The organism is Nocardia sp. NPDC056541 (genome assembly GCF_042794235.1).
Lineage (GTDB): Bacteria > Actinomycetota > Actinomycetes > Mycobacteriales > Mycobacteriaceae > Nocardia.
Genome location: NZ_JBHTUD010000017.1, coordinates 86,130 through 104,583, shown reverse-complemented (window position 1 = coordinate 104,583; position 18,454 = coordinate 86,130). Strand labels below are relative to the sequence as shown.

The 18,454-nt window shown below is 68.7% G+C and carries 18 protein-coding genes; 5 read left to right on the top strand and 13 right to left on the bottom strand.

What is annotated here, in order from left to right:
• Positions 1 to 30 precede the first annotated feature (30 nt).
• From argF to ACFQ9R_RS27000, 7 genes are all read right to left on the bottom strand, one after another.
• Entirely contained in the window at positions 31 to 963 is a 933-nt protein-coding gene (gene argF, locus ACFQ9R_RS27030) for an ornithine carbamoyltransferase (RefSeq protein WP_378994221.1), read from the bottom strand.
• On the bottom strand, positions 960 to 2,162 hold the full coding sequence (locus tag ACFQ9R_RS27025) for an acetylornithine transaminase (RefSeq protein WP_378994219.1): 1,203 nt from the start codon (positions 2,160 to 2,162) through the stop codon (positions 960 to 962). The genes argF and ACFQ9R_RS27025 overlap by 4 nt, the downstream gene beginning before the upstream one ends.
• Positions 2,159 to 3,073, bottom strand: coding sequence for an acetylglutamate kinase (gene argB / locus ACFQ9R_RS27020; RefSeq protein WP_378994217.1), 915 nt, complete (start codon positions 3,071 to 3,073; stop codon positions 2,159 to 2,161). Before argB ends, ACFQ9R_RS27025 begins: the two co-directional genes overlap by 4 nt.
• On the bottom strand, positions 3,070 to 4,296 hold the full coding sequence (gene argJ / locus ACFQ9R_RS27015) for a bifunctional glutamate N-acetyltransferase/amino-acid acetyltransferase ArgJ (RefSeq protein WP_378994215.1): 1,227 nt from the start codon (positions 4,294 to 4,296) through the stop codon (positions 3,070 to 3,072). The genes argB and argJ overlap by 4 nt, the downstream gene beginning before the upstream one ends.
• Positions 4,293 to 5,351 carry an N-acetyl-gamma-glutamyl-phosphate reductase gene (gene argC, locus ACFQ9R_RS27010; protein WP_378994213.1) on the bottom strand — a complete coding sequence of 353 codons (1,059 nt, stop codon included), beginning with the start codon at positions 5,349 to 5,351 and terminating at the stop codon, positions 4,293 to 4,295. Before argC ends, argJ begins: the two co-directional genes overlap by 4 nt.
• A gap of 27 nt (positions 5,352 to 5,378) precedes the next feature.
• Positions 5,379 to 6,602 carry a cation:proton antiporter gene (locus ACFQ9R_RS27005; RefSeq protein WP_378994211.1) on the bottom strand — a complete coding sequence of 408 codons (1,224 nt, stop codon included), beginning with the start codon at positions 6,600 to 6,602 and terminating at the stop codon, positions 5,379 to 5,381.
• Between the two features lie 85 nt (positions 6,603 to 6,687).
• Positions 6,688 to 7,179, bottom strand: a complete 492-nt coding sequence (locus ACFQ9R_RS27000) for a pyridoxamine 5'-phosphate oxidase family protein (protein ID WP_378994209.1) — start codon at positions 7,177 to 7,179, stop codon at positions 6,688 to 6,690.
• Between the two features lie 62 nt (positions 7,180 to 7,241).
• On the opposite strand from ACFQ9R_RS27000, the gene ACFQ9R_RS26995 reads away from it, so the two are divergent.
• Positions 7,242 to 8,222, top strand: a complete 981-nt coding sequence (locus tag ACFQ9R_RS26995) for a helix-turn-helix transcriptional regulator (RefSeq protein WP_378994207.1) — start codon at positions 7,242 to 7,244, stop codon at positions 8,220 to 8,222.
• Between the two features lie 20 nt (positions 8,223 to 8,242).
• On the opposite strand, the gene ACFQ9R_RS26990 is transcribed toward ACFQ9R_RS26995, so the two are convergent.
• Positions 8,243 to 8,650 carry a MerR family transcriptional regulator gene (locus ACFQ9R_RS26990; RefSeq protein ID WP_378994205.1) on the bottom strand — a complete coding sequence of 136 codons (408 nt, stop codon included), beginning with the start codon at positions 8,648 to 8,650 and terminating at the stop codon, positions 8,243 to 8,245.
• 215 nt (positions 8,651 to 8,865) lie between these two features.
• On the opposite strand from ACFQ9R_RS26990, the gene ACFQ9R_RS26985 reads away from it, so the two are divergent.
• On the top strand, positions 8,866 to 9,684 hold the full coding sequence (locus ACFQ9R_RS26985; RefSeq protein WP_378994203.1) for an MBL fold metallo-hydrolase: 819 nt from the start codon (positions 8,866 to 8,868) through the stop codon (positions 9,682 to 9,684).
• A gap of 2 nt (positions 9,685 to 9,686) precedes the next feature.
• On the opposite strand, the gene ACFQ9R_RS26980 is transcribed toward ACFQ9R_RS26985, so the two are convergent.
• The 5 genes from ACFQ9R_RS26980 to ACFQ9R_RS26960 form a co-directional block, all read right to left on the bottom strand.
• Positions 9,687 to 10,784: an FAD-dependent monooxygenase gene (locus tag ACFQ9R_RS26980; protein WP_378994201.1), complete on the bottom strand. Its 1,098-nt coding sequence runs from the start codon at positions 10,782 to 10,784 to the stop codon at positions 9,687 to 9,689.
• A 231-nt stretch (positions 10,785 to 11,015) separates the two neighbouring features.
• Positions 11,016 to 12,455, bottom strand: coding sequence for a GntP family permease (locus tag ACFQ9R_RS26975; RefSeq protein WP_378994199.1), 1,440 nt, complete (start codon positions 12,453 to 12,455; stop codon positions 11,016 to 11,018).
• Positions 12,456 to 12,465: 10 nt separating this feature from the next.
• Positions 12,466 to 13,107, bottom strand: a complete 642-nt coding sequence (locus ACFQ9R_RS26970) for a bifunctional 4-hydroxy-2-oxoglutarate aldolase/2-dehydro-3-deoxy-phosphogluconate aldolase (RefSeq protein ID WP_378994197.1) — start codon at positions 13,105 to 13,107, stop codon at positions 12,466 to 12,468.
• The gene (locus ACFQ9R_RS26965; RefSeq protein ID WP_378994298.1) at positions 13,104 to 14,717 is read right to left on the bottom strand and encodes an amidohydrolase family protein; all 1,614 of its coding nucleotides are present in this window, start codon (positions 14,715 to 14,717) and stop codon (positions 13,104 to 13,106) included. Before ACFQ9R_RS26965 ends, ACFQ9R_RS26970 begins: the two co-directional genes overlap by 4 nt.
• A gap of 9 nt (positions 14,718 to 14,726) precedes the next feature.
• Positions 14,727 to 16,022: an amino acid deaminase gene (locus tag ACFQ9R_RS26960; RefSeq protein ID WP_378994194.1), complete on the bottom strand. Its 1,296-nt coding sequence runs from the start codon at positions 16,020 to 16,022 to the stop codon at positions 14,727 to 14,729.
• Positions 16,023 to 16,176: 154 nt separating this feature from the next.
• Here ACFQ9R_RS26960 and ACFQ9R_RS26955 point away from each other — a divergent pair, with 154 nt between their 5' ends.
• Genes ACFQ9R_RS26955 through ACFQ9R_RS26945 form a run of 3 tightly spaced genes read left to right on the top strand, consistent with a single transcriptional unit; the run spans position 16,177 to position 18,390 of the window.
• Positions 16,177 to 17,211, top strand: a complete 1,035-nt coding sequence (locus ACFQ9R_RS26955; protein ID WP_378994192.1) for a sugar kinase — start codon at positions 16,177 to 16,179, stop codon at positions 17,209 to 17,211.
• Complete coding sequence (locus ACFQ9R_RS26950; protein ID WP_378994190.1) at positions 17,208 to 17,978, top strand: IclR family transcriptional regulator; 771 nt, start codon at positions 17,208 to 17,210, stop codon at positions 17,976 to 17,978. Before ACFQ9R_RS26955 ends, ACFQ9R_RS26950 begins: the two co-directional genes overlap by 4 nt.
• Before the next feature lie 4 nt (positions 17,979 to 17,982).
• Positions 17,983 to 18,390, top strand: a complete 408-nt coding sequence (locus ACFQ9R_RS26945) for a RidA family protein (protein WP_378994188.1) — start codon at positions 17,983 to 17,985, stop codon at positions 18,388 to 18,390.
• Positions 18,391 to 18,454: the final 64 nt, after the last annotated feature.

Genomic DNA, 18,454 nt, shown 5'->3' with positions numbered 1-18,454 from the left:
CAGCCCCCACGCCGGCCCCGGTTCGCGGTCTCACGCGGCGGCTTTCGCGAGCAGCCACACCAGCAGCGCCTTCTGCGCGTGCAGGCGATTCTCGGCTTCGTCCCAGACCACACTGTGCCCACCGTCGAGCACCTCGTCGGTGATCTCTTCGCCCCGGTGCGCCGGAAGACAGTGCAGCACAATCACTTCCGGAGTCGCGTGGGCGAGCAGCTCGGTGTTCAGCTGGAACGGGCGGAACGGGCCGACGCGGTCGAGACCGTCGTTCTCCTGGCCCATGGAGGTCCAGGTGTCGGTGACGAGCACGTCGGCACCGGTGGCACCGACCACCGGGTCGCCCGTGACCGACACGGTCGCACCGGTTTCCGCGGCACGCTTGGCGGCGGCGTCGAGGATCCACGGCAGCGGTTCGAATCCGGCGGGCGCGGCCACGGTCACGTTCATGCCCGCCGTCACGCCACCGAGCAACAGCGAGTGCGCCATATTGTTGGCGCCGTCGCCGAAGTAGGTGAGGTTCAGCCCGGCGAGCGAGCCCTTGCGCTCGCTGATCGTCTGCAGATCGGCGAGCACCTGACAAGGGTGGAACTCGTTGGACAGCGCGTTCACCACGGGAACCGTCGCGGTGACGGCCATCTCGTCGAGACGGGACTGTTCGAAGGTCCGCCACACGATGGCGTCGACGTAGCGCGAGAGCACGCTGCCGGTGTCGCCGAGGGTCTCCTCACGACCCAGCTGGGTGTCGCGACCGTCGACGACCACCGCATGCCCGCCGAGCTGAGCGATGCCCAGCTCGAACGAGAAGCGGGTGCGGGTGGAGTTCTTCTCGAAGATCACCCCGACTCCGCGCGGGCCGTCTAGCGGCCGGTGCGCGAAGGGGTCCTTCTTCAATTCGGCGGCGATGGCGAGGATCTCGGCCTGTTCGGCCTGCGTCACATCGTCGTCGCGCAAGAAATGACGCAGGGTCACTTGGTCGCTCCCTTAGCATCGGCGGCGGCCTTGTCGAGGATCTCGGGCAGGTCGGCGACGAAATTGTCGGCCTGGGTTTCGGTGAGCACCAGGGGTGGCGCCAACCGGATCACGTCGGGCTTGGCGGGGTTCAGCAGGTAGCCGGCCTCGCGCGCCCGTTCGTCGACGTAGGCGGAGATGTCGTTCTTCAGCACGATGCCGATGAGCAGACCCGCACCACGCACGTGGTCGATCTCCGGATGCTCGAGCAACGCGATGCCGTCGCTGAGCTTCTTGCCCACCCACTCCACGTGGGTCAGCAGGTTGTCGGAGTCGATCGTGCGCAGCACGGCCAAAGCCGCTGCGGCACAGACGGGATTGCCGCCGAAGGTGGTGCCGTGCAGACCCGGCGTGAGCAGTTCGGCGGCGCGGCCCTGGGCCAGCACCGCGCCGATCGGCAGGCCGCCGCCGAGCCCCTTGGCCAGGGTGATCGCGTCGGGCACGATGCCCGCCGCCTGGTGCGCGAAAAATGTTCCGGTGCGCCCGATTCCGGTCTGGACCTCATCGAGGATCAGCAGCGCCCCGGCCCTGGACGTGATCTCCCGCGCCTTGGCGAGATAGTCGAACGGCGGGACGACCACACCGCTCTCCCCCATCATCGGTTCGAGGAACACCGCGGCGGTGTCGGAATCGACCACGGCTTCGAGCGCGGCGGCGTCACCGTAGGGCACGTGCACGACGCCGGGCGGCATCGGCTCGAACGGTGTCCGCTTGGCGGGCTGACCGGTCAGGGCGAGCGCGCCCATGGTGCGTCCGTGGAACGCCTCCTCGGCGGCGACGATCTTGGACCGCCCGGTGAGCCGCGCGATCTTGAACGCGGCCTCGTTGGCCTCGGTGCCGGAGTTGCAGAAGAACGCCTTGCCCTCACCGTCGCCGAAGTGGGCCAGGAGCTTCTCGGCCAGCTCGATCACGGGCTCGCTGGCGTACAGATTCGACACGTGGCCGAGGGTGCCCAGTTGCTGGGTGACCGCTTCCAGGATGGCGGGGTGGGCGTGGCCGAGGCTGTTGACCGCGATGCCACCGAGGAAGTCGATGTAGCGCTTGCCATCGGCGTCGTAGAGCACCGCACCGGCGCCGCGCACCAGCGCGACCTTCGGGGTGCCGTAGTTGTCCATCATCGCGGCCGACCACCGCTGCTGCAGCATCTCTGTTTCGCTCATGATTGCGTTCCATCCGGCGACCCGGCAGGGGTCACCATGGTTCCGATTCCTTCTCCGGTGAACAGCTCCAGTAGTACCGAATGCGGGACGCGCCCGTCGATCACGTGGGCACTGGGGACCCCGCCGAGCACGGCGCGCAGACACGCTTCCATCTTCGGCACCATGCCCGCATCCAGGCGCGGCAGCAACTTCGCCAACGCGTCGGCGTCGATCCGGCTGGTCAGCGAGGAGCGGTCCGGCCAGTCGGTGTAGAGGCCCTCGACATCGGTGAGCACGACGAGTTTCTCGGCGCCGATGCCCTCGGCCAGCGCGGCGGCGGCGGTGTCGGCGTTGATGTTGTGCACCACGCCGTCGGCGTCGGGGGCGATGGTGGAGACCACCGGGATGCGGCCCGCGTCGATCAGGTCGAGCACGGCGCCGGGGTTGACCTCGGTGACGTCGCCGACCAGGCCGATGTCGGTGGCGACGCCCGCCACGGCGACGGTGCGCCGGGTGGCGGTGAACAGGTGCGCGTCCTCACCGGAGATGCCGACCGCGTACGGGCCGTGCGCGTTGATGAGCCCGACGAGCTCACGGCCCACCTGACCGAACAGCACCATCCGGACCACGTCCATCACCTCGGGGGTGGTGACGCGGAAGCCGCCGCGGAATTCGCCTTCCATGCCCAGCCTTTTCAGCATGGCGTTGATCTGCGGGCCACCGCCGTGCACGACGACGGGATGCACGCCGACGGTGCGCAGGAAGGCCATGTCGGCGGCGAAGGCCGACTTGAGTTCGTCGTCGACCATGGCGTTGCCGCCGTACTTCACGACCACGATCTTGTCGCGGAACTTCTGCAGCCACGGCAGCGCGTCGGCGAGCACGTGCGCCTTGTCCAGCGCCGAAAGAGTGTGCACCACACTGTTACTCATGAGCTGTACGCCGAGTTCTCTTCGACGTAGGCGTGCGAGAGGTCGGTGGTGCGCACCATCGCGGCGCCCTCCCCCACATTGAGCTCGATCAGCACGTCGACGTCCTCGCCGGACAGGTCGACCTCGCGGGCGCCGGGCGCGCCGACACTGTCGACGCAGACCGGATTGCCGTTGAACGACACCGCGATCCGGTTCGGGTCGAGGGTCACCGGTGCGATGCCGACGGCGGCGAGCACGCGACCCCAGTTCGGGTCGGAGCCGAACAGCGCGGTCTTGACCAGACTGTCGCGGGCGACCGCGCGGGCGACGGTGAGCGCCTCGTCCTCGGAGGCCGCGCCGGTGACGGTGACCTGGACCCGCTTGGTGACGCCCTCGGCGTCGGCCATCAGCTGCGCGGCCAGGTCGTCACACACCGTGAACACCGCGGCGTCGAGATCCTCCTGCGCGGGCGCGACGCCGCTGGCGCCGTTGGCCAGCAGCAGCACGGTGTCGTTGGTGGAGCAGGAACCGTCGACGTCGAGCCGGTCGAAGGTGTATTTCGTGGCCTTACGCAGGGCGGAATCGAGCTGCTCGGGTGTGGCCACAGCGTCGGTCGTGAGCACGACGAGCATGGTGGCCAGCGACGGCGCGAGCATGCCCGCACCCTTGGCCATGCCGCCCACATTCCACTTGTCCTCGCTGTGGAATGCCGACTCCTTCGGCACGGTGTCGGTGGTCATGATGGCGTGGGCGGCGTCGGAGCCACCCGACATGCCGCCGCCCATCTCGTGCACGATCTCGGTGATCGCCGGGACGAGCTTGTCCATCGGCAGGCGGTCACCGATGAGACCGGTGGAGCAGACCGCGATCTCGCCCGCACCGGTCTCGGTGCCCCAATTGCTCAGTGCCGCGGCGAGTTCCTCGGCGGTCTTGTGGGTGTCCTGGAAACCGCCGTGGCCGGTGCAGGCGTTCGCGCCACCGGAGTTCAGGATCACCGCGCGCAGATGACCGGTCTTCAGCACCTGCTGCGACCACAGCACCGGCGCGGCCTTGACCTGGTTGCTGGTGAAGACGCCGGCCGCCGCGTATTCGGGGCCCTCGTTGAGCACCAGCGCGAGGTCGGGCTTGCCGCTGGCCTTGATACCGGCCGCGATGCCCGCCGCGCGGAATCCCAGTGGCGCGGTGACGCCCTGGGTGTGGATCAGTTTGCCGTGGTCCGGGGTCTGCGGATCAGGGGTCGTCACGGTGCCACTCCTACGGTGGAAAGTCCTGCGGTCTCGTCGAATCCGACGGCCAGATTCATCGATTGCACCGCGGCGCCCGCGGTGCCCTTGGTCAAGTTGTCGATCGCGCCGATCACCACGAGCAGACCCGCGTCGACGTCGACGGTGACCTGCAGGGTGATGGCGTTGGATCCGAGCACCGAACCGGTCTGCGGCAGTACGCCTTCGGGCAGCAGGTGCACGAAAGGTTCTTCGGCATAAGCTTTTTCGTAGACGGCACGTGCCTGCGCGGCATCGACCTTCGTCGGTGCGGTGCAGGTGGCCAGGATGCCGCGCGGCATCGGGGCCAGCACCGGCGTGAACGACACCGAGACATCCACGCCGCCTGCGGCTTTCAGGTTCTGCGCGATCTCGGGGGTATGCCGGTGCGCGCCCGCGATGCCGTAGGCCCGGACACTGCCCATCACTTCGGACCCGAGCAGGCCGACATCGAGTTTGCGACCGGCACCCGAAGTACCGCTCACCGCAACGACATTCACCGCTGGCTCGATGATCCCGGCGGCGATCGCCGGGGCCAGCGCCACACTCGACACGGTCGGGTAGCAGCCGGGCACGGCGATCCGCCGGGCACCGGTGAGCTTCGCCCGGCCGCCGGGCAGTTCCGGCAGGCCGTAGGGCCAGCTGCCCGCGTGGGGGCTGCCGTAGTACTTCTCCCAGGCGGCGGCGTCGGTGAGCCGGTAGTCGGCGCCGCAGTCGATGATGACGGTCTCGTCGGGCAGGGCCGCCGCGATGGCGCCGGACTGACCGTGGGGGAGGCCGAGGAACACGATGTCGTGACCGGCCAGGACCTCGGGAGTGGTCTCCTCGAGAATCCGGTCCGCCAGGGGCAGCAGATGCGGCTGCAGCGCGCCCAGTGCGGTACCCGCGTTGGAACCGGCGGTCAGCGCCCCGATCGCGAGGCGCCCCGCTCGGTATTCGGGATGACCGAGCAGTAGACGCAACACTTCGCCACCGGCGTATCCACTCGCACCGGCAACCGCCACCCGCAACACGGGTCCTCCCGACGAATCAACCATGTGATGATTATGCACGACTATGCAAGCTCATTCATGAGCGGGTGTGACCGACTTCGCCTCCGACGCCCCGATCAGGCGTGCGACCAGCGGAAACACCAGAACGGTCGTCGCGCCCGCCGCGACCAGGATCGAGGCGACCTCGGCGGTCAGCAAGCCCGTTTGGGTGGCCACCTGGGTCACCGCGACGATGATCGGCAGGCCCGTCGCGGCAAAGAGCGCCAATTCGACGCGTTCCCGTGCGGTCGGCAGGGTGTCCGCGCGCGGCACGAACCGCTCACTCAGCCAGACGGGCAACCCGCGGGCGATCGCGATGGTGACCACGAACCACAACCACAGTGCCGGATTCCGGCCGACCGCCGCCACATCGATGCCCATGCCCGACACCACGAAGAACACCGGGATCAGCAATCCGTACCCGATGGCCTCGAGCGAGGAGTCCACATCCGGATGCCCCGCCGCGATGAGCCGCCGCAGAATCATGCCCGCGGCGAACGCGCCGAGAACCACGTCCAGATCGAAGACCTCGGCGACCACCATCAGCACCAACAGCAGCAGCACCACCCCGCGCACGGGCAGCTGCGACGTGCCACCGCCCAGCTTGGCCAGCCCGGCGCCCAGATCCGGCATGCGATCGAACATCCGCACCGGCACGAATCCGACCACCACGGCCGCCACCACGAACATCACGACGACCACCACCGCGCTGCCCGCATCGCGACTGGTGAGCAGCACCGACATCGCCACGATGGGCCCCAGCTCGCCCACCGCGCCGTGCGTCATCACCGCCCGGCCCAGCCGCGAGTCGAGGATTCCCGCCTGCTTCAGAATCGGCAGCAGGGTGCCGAGCGCGGTGGAGGTCAACGCGATCGCGACCGCGACGCGGGTGCCGTTGGAGGTGTCCGTCGCCACCATGACGATCACGAACGCGAACAGCAGACACACGATCCACACCACCCACGCCGTCCGCCCGGAGCGGCCGCGCAGCAACCGCGGATCGAGCTCGTAGCCCGCCAGCAGGAACAGCATCCCCAGGCCCAACTCGCTGACCAGGTCGACCCCGCCCGCGCTGCTCGCCCACCCGAGCACGTGCGGTCCGACCACCGCCCCGGCCACCAGCAGGATCACCACATCCGGCAGATACCCGCGCACCAGCCGCGACAGCAGCGGTGCGACCACCGCGATGAGCGCGATCAAGAACAGCGAGACGATCGGCGAGGGATCGCCGACACCCTCGGAAGCGAGCAGATCCATGCAGGTCATCGTGGCACAGCGGCATGCCCGATCCCCGAAACCGCGCGCGGGCGATCGGTCACACCACCGCGCGCGCAGGGATGACTCAGTGCTTGCGGACGACAGTTTCGCCCGCGCCCGGTTTCCAGACGGTGATGTCGAGGTGGTCGTCGTTGGTTTCGACGGTGGAGGCTCCGGTGAGGTCGGCGACGTAGAAGTGGTCGAATTTCTCGCCGCGGATGTCGAAACCGCTGTCGTCGAAGAGCTTTTGGGCGAAGCGGGCGTGGACGGTTTCGTCCTTCAGGTCGGTGACGGTGCCGAAGAGTTTCGCGTCGCCGTCGGAGACCATGGTGTCGACGGTGGCGGTGTGCAGGCAGAAGCGTGGGTCACGCGCGAGATCGTCGAATTTTCGGGTATCGGGCATGCCGGCCAGGACCAGCATGTCCTCGAAGACCATCGGCTCGATCGGGCTGATGCGTGGCGATCCGTCGGCGCGCAGGGTGCCGAGCATGCACAGTTTGCCGGTGGCCTGGTGTCTGCGCTGGAACAAGGCCGCGATGCTCGGTGCTTCTTCGGTGAACTGGCTCCACGTGGTCATATCTCGTACGGTACGACCCAACCTTGACATCTTGTGTCAGGTTTCGCGGCTAGTCTCCGAATATGCGAGCGAGCAGGTTGGTGCAGTTGCTGCTGCTGTTACAAGCGGGCGGCGGCGCGACCGCGAGCGAGTTGGCACGCGAGCTCGAGGTGTCGGTACGCACGGTGTATCGGGACGTGGAAGCACTCTCGGCGGCAGGCGTTCCGGTGTACAGCGAGCAGGGGCGCGGCGGCGGTGTCCGGCTGATCGACGGCTACCGCACCCGGCTCACCGGCCTCACCTCCGACGAAGCCGACGCCGTCCTGCTCGCCGGCCTCCCCGGCGCCGCCGCCGACCTCGGCCTGGGGACCGTGCTGGCCACCGCCCAGCTGAAAATGCTCGCCGCCCTGCCACCGGAACTCCGCGGCCGGGCGACCCGCATCGCCGAACGCGTCCACATCGACATGCCCGGCTGGTTCCAGCGCCCCGACGACACCCCCACCCTGGCCACGGTGGCCGACGCCCTCTGGCACGACCGCCGCCTCGCGATCACCTACCGCCGCCGCGATCGCACGGTGGAACGGACCCTCGACCCACTCGGCCTGGTCATGAAGGCAGGCACCTGGTATCTGATCGCCCGCGAACACACCGACATCCGCTCGTACCGGGCGAGCCGCATCGCCACCGCAGTCCACACCGGCGAATCATTCATCCGCCCAGCGCCTTTCGACCTGGCCGAGCACTGGCAGTCCGCCGCCGAGGAGTTCGCCCGATCCATGCTGCGCGTGAGCGCACACTGCCGGATCTCCATCGACCACCTGAGCCTGCTGCGCCTCATGAACGACCCCGCCGCCGTCCGCGAAGCCCTCGCCTCGACGGGCACCCCCGACGCGGACGGCTGGGCCGACATCACCATCCCCGCCGAGTCCTACGAAGTCCTGGCCCACGCCCTGCTCCCCCTCGGTGCACACATCGAAGTCCTCACCCCACCCGAGCTCCGCGCGAGCATGACCGCCATCGCCGCAGCCATGCTCGCCCGCTACCGGCGACCGACGGCGACCTAGGCACCCGAGCACCGCGAAACCTACACCGACTGCGAGGTGCCCGGCCGGCTGAACTCGACGCAGTCAGGGCATTCGTCGACGATCGGGTGAGTACAGCGCAGCACGTGACCGAGGAAGTCGATGGTTCGGGTGAGGTCGTCGACGTGCGCTCGCAGTTCGGCTTGCTTGTCGGCGAAGAGCGCTACCCGCCGGGCCCTCGACCTCGTGTCGAAAAGATCTTTGATCTGCGCCAGGGACAGCCCCGCTCGTTGACAGAGCTGGACGAGGCGGGCCTGAACGATCAGTGCGCCGTTGTAGATCCGTTGCCCGCCGGGCGCGCGGGGCGGAACCAGGACACCGGCGTCCTCCCAGTGCCGCAGGACATGAGCGGCGACGCCCAATTCGGCGGCGGCGTCACCGATGCGGCGCAGCCCGTCGGCATGCGGCATATTCACCCCTTTACTTCAGGTCGACCTGAAGTTTTAGCGTACTTCGCATGGGACACAACGACAATCGGACTCCATTGATCGACTCGGTCGCGACACCGGACTTGTGGCGCTGTTGCCGATCCGTGGGATCGGCGGTGACGGGCGCTCTGCGGCCACGACAACCCGACCGCAGGTTCCTGGCCTCGTTGCCCGATCACGACCTACCACGCGGCACAATGACGGTCGAGCTGACAGTTCTGGCACAGAATGCCAAGAGTGTGCCGACGGCAGCGATCGTCGAAGGCCTGTTCGCCCCGCGACGGATCGATTCCGCGATGACGGCTTTCGTGGTCCGGCATCCGAAGGCGACTTTTCTCGTGGACCCGGGCATCTGCGTCGACGTCCACGACCGGGCGGTGGTGGAACTCCCCCGGATATTGCGGCTCGCGGTGACGCCTCCGAAGGACGTACTCGACATCCGCGAGTCACTGCATCGCAGTGGAATCGAGGCGAACGCCCTCGACTTCGCGCTGCCGACACATCTGCACTGGGACCATATCGCCGGCCTGCTCGATCTCCCCGGGCTGGCACTGCGCCTGCACCGACCGGAGCACGCGTGGGCGATGGAGGGTCCGGTGGCGCCGGTCGGCGGCGTGCGGCGAGCCGTTCGCGAACGACCTCTCGATGTCTACGATCTGGACGGTCCACCCGTTCTCACCTTCGCCCGCAGCCGCGATCTCTTCGGGGACGGCGCGGTGGTCCTCGTCGACCTGTCCGGCCACACCCCGGGCAGCGTCGGTGTGCTCTTACGCACCGAACACGGTCCGGTCCTGCTCGCGGGGGACGCGATCTGGCACAACCTCCAGACCGAGGAGCTACGGCAGAAGTCCGGCTATCCCGGCATGCTGGCCGACAACGACCGCACCGAGACCTGGCGTACTGTCCACCGGCTGCACGCGATCCGCAGCGCGGTTCGCATCATTCCCAGTCACGACCATCGGGCGGCGTGCGCGTGGCACGAGGACTCGCGAGCACTGCGGTCGAGGCAGCTGTGACCTCACGACTTCCAGTCGAGAATCTCTGCCATGGAACGCAACTGGGTCGAGGTGGGGGTCAGGCGTAGGGCCGTGTTGCGGAGGGTGACCAGGGGGCGCGCGGACAGCTGGGCGATGGTGCCGATCCGGGCGGAGCGGGCGGTGATCATCTGGGTTCGGGGGCGGCGCTCTCGGTCGTAGCGGGCGAGGCCGTCCGGCTCGCCCGCCGAGCGGGCCAGGATCACCGCGTCTTCCAGGGCCTGGCAGCCGCCCTGGCCGAGGTTCGGCGTCATCGCGTGGGCGGCGTCGCCGAGGAGGGCGATGCGGCCGGCGGTGAAGGTCGGTAGCGCCGGTAGGTCATAGATGTCGTTGTGCAGCACCGTGTTCTGGTCCGCGGCGGCGAGGAGGGCCGGGATCGGGTGGTGCCAGTTGTCGAAGCGGTCGCGCACTTCGGCGAGGCTGCCGGGGGCGTTCTCTGGGGCGTCGTAGACGGCGAAGCAGTAGACGCGACCGTCCGCGAGCGGGGCCATGCCGAACCGTGCGCCGCGACCCCAGGTTTCACCGAATTCGGTGAGCGGCTCGTCGATGTCGACCACCGCGCGCCAGGCGGTGTAGCCGGCGTAGCGTGGCGCGACTTCGCCGCACACCGCACGCCGGACGACGCTGCGAATGCCGTCGGCACCCACGACCAGGTCGGCGGAGGAGGTGCCCGAGGAGTGCACGACCGCGCCGTCGGTCGTCGCCTCGCGCACCGAGATCCCGGTGCGCACCATCCCTTCCGGAAGCGCCGCGCGCAGAATGTCCAGCAGCCGGGCGCGGTGGATCACGACCGGCGCACCGAATCGCTCGCGCAGGGTCGCCACATCGGTGCGTGCGAGCCATCGCCCACGGTCGTCCCTGATTCCGGCCGACACCTCCGCCAGACCCTGCGCACGGACCGTGTCACCCACACCGAGGGCATCCAGCGCCCGTAAGGCATTGGACCACAGGGAAATCCCGGATCCCACGTCGGCGATCTCCGGCGCCCGTTCCAGTACCTGAACCGACCACCCCTTCCGAACGAGCGCGAGCGCCGCGGCCGTTCCGCCGATTCCGCCACCGACGACGATTGCTGTGGACATCGCACACTCCCTCGTTTCGAGTACGACACGAACGGCGTCCGCACGCAGGCGCGCTCGGCGCTGTTCGGCGAGTCGCAGACGACGCCCATTCTTGCCGAGTCGGTGCATCGTGGGCACCAGCGGCTGCGCGCCCGGCAGGTCCCGACTTCGTCCGGGCCGGTCGCGGATCCGTGCTCGGCCCAACACGAAGCCGGGCTGCCCCGTGGGGACAGCCCGGCTTCGCGGTAGGTGTCAGACGATCGAGAACAACAGGGCCGCGACCGCGAAACTGACCACCGACAGAATGGTTTCGAGAACCGTCCAGGTCTGCAGGGTCTGCTTCACCGTCATGTTGAAGTACTTCGCGATGATCCAGAAGCCGCCGTCGTTGACGTGGCTGAGGATGATCGAGCCCGCCGCGATCGCCATGGCGATCAGCGCGATCGACATCTGCGAGTAGCCCTGCTCGGCCACCAGCGGCGCGACGATGCCGCCGGTGGTGACGATGGCGACCGTGGCCGAACCCTGGGCGATGCGCAGTCCGCAGCTGATCAGGTAGGCGAGCACGATGATCGGCAGTCCCGCCGCCGACATCGTGTCGGCCAGGGCCGTGCCGATGCCGGTGGCCGAGATGACCTTGCCGAAGAAGGCGCCTGCGCCGACCACCAGCAACACCATGCCGACCGGCTTGAGCGACTCGGCGGTGATGGTGCTCAGTTCCTGCACCGTCGAGCCGCGCCGGATCCCGAGGAGATAGAACGCGACGAGCACGGTGATGAGCAGCGCGACCGCCGGGGTGCCGAAGAAGGTGAGCACCTGCAGCAGCGTCGAATCCTTGTCCAGCAGCTGGTAGCCGAATGTGGCGCCCAGGATCAAGACCAGCGGGATCGCGATGATGCCGCCGATCAGCGCGACCGAGGGCGGCGATTTCGTGAGCACCGCGGTCCCACCCGAACCGTCGGCCTGCTCGGGCTCGGGCTCGGGCTCGGGCTCCAACGGAACGAACTCCTCGGGCACCGACACCTGCACGCGCTTACCGATATAGCTGCCCCACACGATGCCCGCGGCGATGAAACCCGGAATGCCACAGACGAAGCCCATGAGAATCAGCCAGCCCAGGCTCACCCCGAGCAGCCCACCGAGCGCGACGGGGCCGGGGTGCGGCGGCAGGAAGGCGTGTGTCATCGACAGACCGGCGAGCATCGGCATGGCGTAGAGGACCAGCGAGCGCCCGCCGCGCTTGGCCGCGACATAGACCAGTGGCGCGAGCACGAAGATGCCGATGTCGAAGAACACCGGGATGCCGAAGATGAGCCCGAGCAGGCCCATCGCGACCGGAGCGCCCTTCTCGCCGAACATCTTCAGCAGTTTGTCGGTGAGAACATCGGCGCCACCGGATCTTTCGAGGATCGCGCCGAGCACGGTTCCCAGACCGATGATCACCGCGATGTGACCGAGGATGCCACCGAAGCCTGTTTCCAGCAGTGACTCACCGGCTTTCAGCGGTGTGCCGACGATCTGGGAGATCGGCAGCCCGGCGGCCAGCGCCAGCAGGAGTCCGGTCAGCAGCAGCGCGACGAACGGCTCCAGTTTGACCTTGATGATGGCGATGAGCAGGACAGCGATCGCGAGACCGCACAGCACCAGCAACCCGGGGGTGGTGGTGCGCAACCAGTCGATGGTGGCGCCCATGGAAAACCTCTCAATCCAGCGAATGAACGAAATGCGCGGCTTTGGAGCCGATGTGGGACCAGCGCGCGGCCTCGACGTCGGCCGGGGCGACCACTTCGGTGCCCGCGGTGACGGCGATCGCGCCCGCTCGGAGGAAATCGCGGGCGTTGTGGGAATTGACACCGCCGGAGGGGATCAGGAGCATGTGCGGGAACGGCCCGAGCAGATCCTTGAAGTACTGCGGGCCGAGCGCGCGAGCCGGGAAGATCTTCACCGCCGCCGCCCCCAGCTCCGCCGCGGCGAGCACCTCCGACGGCGTGAACGCGCCCATGATCACCGGAATCGTGTGTGCCGCTGCCACTTCGGCGACCTCGGGGCGCAGCGCGGGCGTCACCAGGAAGCGGGCGCCGACCTCGATGGCCGCTTCGGCCTGCGCACGGGTGGTGACGGTGCCGACCCCGATCACGGCGTCGGTGACCGCGCTCGCCTTGCTGATCGCGTCGAGCACACCGAGAGTGGTGAAGGTCAGTTCGACCGCGCGAAGACCGGCGCCGGCGAGCGCTTCGGCCAGCGCGGCCGGGTCTGGGATATCGGGGGCGCGGACCACGGTGAGGGCACGATCCGCGCGGATCACGTCCATGGCCTCCGACGACGAGCTCAGCAACGGGTTCATCGGGTTTCCTCCTTCGTGGGGTCCAGGCGCAGGGAGCGACCGGCACGCACGCCGGTCGCGGTGCCGTTCTCCAGCGCGAATTCACCGTTGACCAGTACGTGCTGGATGCCACGGGCCTGCTGCTGGGGATGCTCGAATGTCGCCGTGTCGTGGATCGTCGCCGGATCGAAGACGACCAGGTCGGCGGCATAACCGGGCCGGACGAGGCCGCGTTCGGCCAGGCGGAGCCGGGCGGCCGGGCGGCCGGTGAGGTGATGCACGCAGTCCTCGAGATCGAGCACACCCAGTTCCCGGACATAGCGCGACAGATAGCGCGGGAAGGTGCCCCAGGCGCGCGGGTGCGGTCGCGCGCCGACGAGCAGGCCGTCGCTGCCGCCCATGTGGCCGGGGTCGACCATGATGGCGCGCACGTTCTCCTCGTGGCCGACGTGCTGCAGGATCGTCGTGGCGAGCTGGTCGCGGCGCAGCAGGTCGAAGAACACCTCCGCCGGGGCGGTGCCGCGCTCGGTCGCGAGCTCGGCGATGGTGCGGCCCACCGCGTCCGAGAGCGCGTCGTCGCCGACCCCGCTGATCTGGATGGTCTCCCATTCGACGGTGACGCCGTGGCAGCCGTCGGAGCCGTTGACGTCGACATCTTCGGTGATCCTGGCGCGCTCGGCCGGATCGTCGAGCCGAGCGAGTGCGGCGTCGGGACCGCCCGACATCGCCCAGCTGGGCAGCAGTGCGGACAGGGTGGTCGAGCCGGGCAGATAGGGGTAGGTGTCGAGGGTGATGTCGCAGCCGTCGGCGCGAGCCGCGGCGAGCATCGCGAGGAATTCCGGTGCGCGGCCGCGGTTCACGCCGAAGTTCATGGTGGCGTGGGTCAGGTGCAGCGCGCAGCCGGTCGCTGTCGCCAGGCCGATCATCTCCGCGTAGGCCTCGAGCGCGCCCGCGCCGTAGGAGCGGGTATGCGGTGCGTAGAAGCCGCCGTAGGACGCGACCACCGAGCACAACGCGGCGAGTTCGCCGGTGTCGGCGTACATTCCGGGTGTGTAGGTGAGACCGCTGGACATGCCGACCGCGCCCTGGTCGAACCCCTCGGCCAGCAGCGCGCACATCCGGTCGATCTCGGCGGCAGTGGCGACCCGCTGCTCGCTGCCGACCACGAGCATGCGCAGCGTGCCCTGGGGGACGAGGTAGGCGGCGTTGGGCGTGATGCCCTGATCGAGGCGGTCCAGGTATTGCGCGACGGTGCGCCAGCTGAAGTCGAAGTCCCCCGGGTTACCGTTCCAGCCCGCGATCTGCTTGCGTACCACCGCGAGTGCGGCATCGTCGATCGGCGCGTAGGACAGCCCGTCCTGGCCGATCACCTCGGTGGTGACGCCCTGGGTGATCTTCGGGAAGTGATCGGGATGGGTGAGCAGGTAGAGGTCCGAATGCGCGTGCATGTCGATGAATCCGGGCGCGAGAACCGAACCAGGCTGCACCGGAACGACTCTCGCACCGGAGTCGACGGTGCCGGGTGGCGCGATGTCGGCGATGCGGCCGTCGCGGACCAGCACATCGCCCCTGGTGCGTGGGGCGCCGGTGCCGTCGACGATGTCGATGTCACGAAAGAGCAGGTGCGTCATGGTCATCCGTCAGAAGTAGGTGCGGATCAGATCGATCACGCGCGGATCGGGCGCGTCGACGCTGTCGATCACCGGGATCAGGCGCCACTTGTCGAATGCGGTGCACGGGTGTGAGAGACCCAGGCGCACGACGGAGCCGACCGGGAGATCAGCCGCGTCGGCGCCGGGCAACCGTAGGAAGGTGTGCTGATCGTTGAGCGCGGTGACCACCGCGTTCGGTGGAAGAGTGCCGCCGACCACCAGTTGGGGCACCGGCAGACCCTCGTCGAAGGGGAAATCGCGTTTGCCGCCGTCGAGCAAGGCCAGCTCCGGTTCGGGCCGCGAGACCACCCTGGCCCAGCCGTGCATGGCGGACCGGAGGCCGGGCTCCTTCGCGGGTGCGGCGAGCGGGGAGATTCCCGCGTAGAAGCCGTCGTCGTGGACGACGTAAGCGCCACTGCGCAGAACCACCGTGGTCGGCACACCGCGCGCACCCTCGGGGTCGCCCAGTCCGGCGAGTTCCTCGACCACGAGCTCGGGGTAGGCGCTGCCGCCCGCGGTGACCACCGCGGGACCCGAATAGGCGCCTGCCGCACCGAGTTCGGTGTGCAGCGCGGCCAGTTCGCGCAAATAGCCGCGCACCGCCGCGACACCCTCGACGCTGCGATCGTGAGCCAGCGCGCCCTCGTAGCCCGCGACTCCGGCCAGGCTCAGCCGCTCGCTCGCACCGATGGCGGCGGCGACCGCGTGCGCCTGGGCCCGGGTGCGGGCACCGGTGCGGCCGTGCGGTCCCCCCAGCTCGACCAGCACGCGCACCCGCGAACCCGCAGCGGTCTCGCGCAGGATCTTGTCCATCAGTTCGACGGTGGCGACGCCGTCGGCCCAGCAGCACAACTCGAAATCTGCCTCGCGTGCGGATTCCGCTGCGGCCCAGGCCAACCCGACCGGGTCGAGCAGGGTATTGGCGAGCATGATCCGGCCGACACCGAACGAGCGCGCGAGCTGCGCCTGCCACGCGGTGGCCACGGTGATCCCCCACGATCCGGCCACGAGCTGCTCGCGCCACAGCTGCGGCGCCATCGTCGTCTTGCCGTGCGGGGCGAGCGCGACGCCCGCCGTGGCGGTCCACTCGGCCATGAGGTCGCGGTTCGCGTCGAGCCTGCCGCGGTCGAGGGTGAGCAACGGCGTCTGCCACTGGTCGAGTCGCGGTGCGCCGGTGAGATATTCGCGCACGGCGCTGCCCCACGCCGCGGGCGGCGCGCTCTTGTCGTGGGGTCCGAGCAACTCGTCGGCGAGGGCGTCCACGACGTCGTTGTCGATGATCACAGCATCCCTTTCTGTCGACCGAGCCCGGGATGGCGGCTCGATCAGTCATATCGAACAAACATTGCACAGTATGCAACGGTGGTTGCGCTGAATGTTTCTGCTCGTTATTGTGCATCTCGAAGGCAGTGACCGCAAGCACGAAAGGGCGAACAAGGTGACCCAGGCAACATCCACTCCGCCCAGGGCGGTCACTGTCGGCGAGGGGCTGGCCGTGCTGATCGCGGGCGCGGGCCCCCTGGAACTGTCCGCGCGGTTCGATCGAGGCGCGGGCGGCGCGGAGGCCAATGTGGCCGTGGTGCTCGCCCAGCTCGACGTGTCGGCGGCCTGGCTGTCGCGGGTCGGCGACGACGGATTCGGGCGATATCTGGTCGCCGAGCTCAGCGCGCAGGGCGTGGATGTCGCGGCGGTCGCGGTCGACCCGATGCGGCCCACCGGCCTGTACGTCAAGGAACGTGGTGCGGGCTCCGGCCTGGCCAACGATCTGGACGCCGATGCCAGCCGCATGCACTACTACCGCACGGGTTCGGCTGCCAGCGCACTGTCGCCCGCCGATCTCACGGACCGGGCGGGGTTGCTCGAGGGCGCCGATCTGGTGCACTTCACCGGCATCACCCCGGCGCTGTCGGCATCGGCGACCGAACTCACCCGCGCGCTGCTCGCCAGGCCCCGTCGTGCGCTGGTCAGCTTCGACCTGAATTACCGCCCGGCAGTGTGGGGTTCGCGCGTCGACGAGGCCACCGACGAACTCGCCGCGCATCTTCGCGGCGCCGATGTGGCGTTCCTCGGCGCCGACGAGGCAGAGGAGATCTTCGGCACCGGCGAACCGGCCGCCCTGCGCGCGTTGTTTCCCGAACCCGCCCAGCTGATCGTCAAGAACGACAAGCACACCGTCACGGGATTCGACGGCGATTCCTCAATCGAGGTGCCCGCGTTGACACTGGAGATCACCGAGCGCATCGGCGCCGGCGATGCCTTCGCCGGCGGTTATCTCGCCGCCCTGCTGCACGGCGCCGACCTGCGCACCCGGCTTCGATACGGCCATCTGTGCGCGGCGGCAGCGCTGACCGCGACCGGCGATTCGGCGAAACTGCCACCGCCCCAAGATATTCAGCGCCTGGCGCTGCTTCCTGACGATATCTGGGCCACGCTGCGCTATCCGGCGGCACTGGATGAAACGATCAGCGCATGAGTCAAAGCGTGTCGCGGGCCCTGTCCATTCTCATCGCCCTCGGCGAGAACTCGCAGTCCCTCGACGAGTTGGCTGTCCGGCTCGGCGTCCACAAGTCGACGGTGCTGCGAATCCTGCAGACCATGCAGGCCGATCGGTTCGTCGTGCGCGACAACGCGCACCGCTACTCGCTCGGCACCCGCATGTTCGAATTGGCCAGTCGCGCACTGGAGAACCGTGACGTGCGCACCGTAGCCCGCCGGCATCTGAGTGCGCTGGGCGCGGCCACCGGGCAGACCGTACACCTGGCGGCCTACGAATCGGGCGACGCCGTCTACATCGACAAGGTCGACGCCGAGCAGGCGGTGCGGATGTACTCGCGGATCGGCAGGCCCGCGCCCCTGCACTGCACCGCGGTCGGCAAGGTGCTCGTCGCCGCGCTGCCACGCAGCGAATGGGCGGCAGTGGCAGCCCGATTGGACTACCACCCCTTCACCACCCGTACCCTGCGCACCCCCGAGCAGTACCTGACCGAATTGAAACTCGTTGCCGCGCAGGGCTTCGCCGAGGACCACGAAGAACACGAGAGCTTCGTCAACTGCATCGGCGTCGGCGTCCGCGACGGCATCGGCGCCGTCGTCGCCGCCGTGTCGGTCTCCGTTCCCGACGTGCTGCTCGACCATGACCAAGTGCTGGCACTGTTGCCGCAGCTCAGGGCGACGGCCGACGCCATCTCCACCGAACTCGGCTGGGACCCCCGCCGAGACGTCACCGCGAGGAAAGGCTGAACCCATGTCCGACAAGACCGCCGTGCGCACCTCCGACGCCCCGGCGCCCGCCCACACCTTCTCCCAGGGTGTGCGCAAGGGCCCGTTCGTCCAGGTGTCCGGCCAGGGACCCGTGGACCCCGAGACCAACGAGTACCTGCATCAGGGCGATGTCGCCGCCCAGACCACGCGCACCCTGATGAACGTCAAGGCGATCATCGACGCGTCCGGCGCCACCTTCGACGATGTGATGATGCTGCGTGTCTACCTCACCAAGCGCGAGGACTTCGCGATCATGAACGAGGCATACGGCGAGTTCGTCACGAAACACACCAGCAACGGCGTGCTGCCCTCGCGCACCACCGTTTTCACCGGCCTGCCGCGCGCGGAGATGCTGGTCGAGATCGACGCGATCGCCGTCGTAACCGGCTGAGCCACCGCGAATCCCGCCATGTCGTGGACGCCGTCGGCGCATCGTGTTGAGATGGGTTCGCCCC

What these genes read in the sequence shown, in the direction of transcription:
- ACFQ9R_RS27025 (WP_378994219.1), bottom strand. Translation starts at nt 2,162, where the DNA reads ATGAGCGAAACAGAGATGCTGCAGCAGCGGTGGTCGGCCGCGATGATG.
- argB (WP_378994217.1), bottom strand. Translation starts at nt 3,073, where the DNA reads ATGAGTAACAGTGTGGTGCACACTCTTTCGGCGCTGGACAAGGCGCAC.
- argC (WP_378994213.1), bottom strand. Translation starts at nt 5,351, where the DNA reads ATGGTTGATTCGTCGGGAGGACCCGTGTTGCGGGTGGCGGTTGCCGGT.
- ACFQ9R_RS27005 (WP_378994211.1), bottom strand. Translation starts at nt 6,602, where the DNA reads ATGGATCTGCTCGCTTCCGAGGGTGTCGGCGATCCCTCGCCGATCGTC.
- ACFQ9R_RS27000 (WP_378994209.1), bottom strand. Translation starts at nt 7,179, where the DNA reads ATGACCACGTGGAGCCAGTTCACCGAAGAAGCACCGAGCATCGCGGCC.
- ACFQ9R_RS26995 (WP_378994207.1), top strand. Translation starts at nt 7,242, where the DNA reads ATGCGAGCGAGCAGGTTGGTGCAGTTGCTGCTGCTGTTACAAGCGGGC.
- ACFQ9R_RS26990 (WP_378994205.1), bottom strand. Translation starts at nt 8,650, where the DNA reads ATGCCGCATGCCGACGGGCTGCGCCGCATCGGTGACGCCGCCGCCGAA.
- ACFQ9R_RS26985 (WP_378994203.1), top strand. Translation starts at nt 8,866, where the DNA reads ATGACGGTCGAGCTGACAGTTCTGGCACAGAATGCCAAGAGTGTGCCG.
- ACFQ9R_RS26980 (WP_378994201.1), bottom strand. Translation starts at nt 10,784, where the DNA reads ATGTCCACAGCAATCGTCGTCGGTGGCGGAATCGGCGGAACGGCCGCG.
- ACFQ9R_RS26975 (WP_378994199.1), bottom strand. Translation starts at nt 12,455, where the DNA reads ATGGGCGCCACCATCGACTGGTTGCGCACCACCACCCCCGGGTTGCTG.
- ACFQ9R_RS26970 (WP_378994197.1), bottom strand. Translation starts at nt 13,107, where the DNA reads ATGAACCCGTTGCTGAGCTCGTCGTCGGAGGCCATGGACGTGATCCGC.
- ACFQ9R_RS26965 (WP_378994298.1), bottom strand. Translation starts at nt 14,717, where the DNA reads ATGACGCACCTGCTCTTTCGTGACATCGACATCGTCGACGGCACCGGC.
- ACFQ9R_RS26950 (WP_378994190.1), top strand. Translation starts at nt 17,208, where the DNA reads ATGAGTCAAAGCGTGTCGCGGGCCCTGTCCATTCTCATCGCCCTCGGC.
- ACFQ9R_RS26945 (WP_378994188.1), top strand. Translation starts at nt 17,983, where the DNA reads ATGTCCGACAAGACCGCCGTGCGCACCTCCGACGCCCCGGCGCCCGCC.